The organism is Desulfobulbus alkaliphilus (genome assembly GCF_016918545.1).
Taxonomy (GTDB): domain Bacteria; phylum Desulfobacterota; class Desulfobulbia; order Desulfobulbales; family Desulfobulbaceae; genus Desulfobulbus; species Desulfobulbus alkaliphilus.
The window spans coordinates 1-660 of sequence record NZ_JAFFQC010000114.1 but is presented as its reverse complement, the minus strand read 5'-3'; the positions used below and the strand labels follow the sequence as shown (position 1 = coordinate 660).

The 660-nt window shown below is 72.6% G+C and carries 1 pseudogene; it reads left to right on the top strand.

Annotated elements, in window-relative coordinates:
- Positions 1-27: 27 nt before the first annotated feature.
- Positions 28-660, top strand: a pseudogene (locus JWG43_RS20610) (TSCPD domain-containing protein); the annotation flags it as partial.

The following is a 660-nucleotide window of genomic DNA, read 5'->3' as shown; positions in this document are numbered from 1 at the left end:
CGTCTGGGGGCCCAGGCGGCCGACGCCTTGGCCGAGGCGCTGGCGGGCGTGGCCGATGCGGTGGATCGCTGCGAAGGCCCGCGTAGCGACTGCGGCGACCCTTCGCGCAATCCGGCCCTGGGCCGTGCGGCGGCCCTCGCGCGGCGATGCGGCGCCAGCGACGCCAATATCCTGAGAGCCATCGACGGCGAACGTCCCACGATGGCCTTGGAGCCGATAGTCGAAGGCGCGCCTCTGGTCGCCCTGGCGGACCGAACCCAGATCGCGGCGGGTGCGCCCGAAGCCCTCTTGGCGGCTGAGGTGGCGCTGGACGGCGATCTGATCGTCGCCTTCGACCCGCGCGATGCGGAGACCGCGACGGCGCAGACCGCGCGGGCTTTGATCGATCTGAGCGCCGTCTTGGGGCTCGACGGAGACATGGCGACCAATCTGGCGGATCTGACGCGCCTGCTGACCGTGGCGCTAGACCTTCAGTCCGCGCGGCCCGGTCCCATCGCGCTGGGACTGGACGGTCTGCTGGACGCGCTGGCGGCCAGCGACGACCGCATGGATCAGGCGCAGACGCTCGCGGGCCTTATCGCGGCGACGGCGGCGCAGACCTCGGCCGAGCTGGCGACGCTGCGTGGTCCCTGCCCCGACTGGGAAGACCCGGAGAAGCCG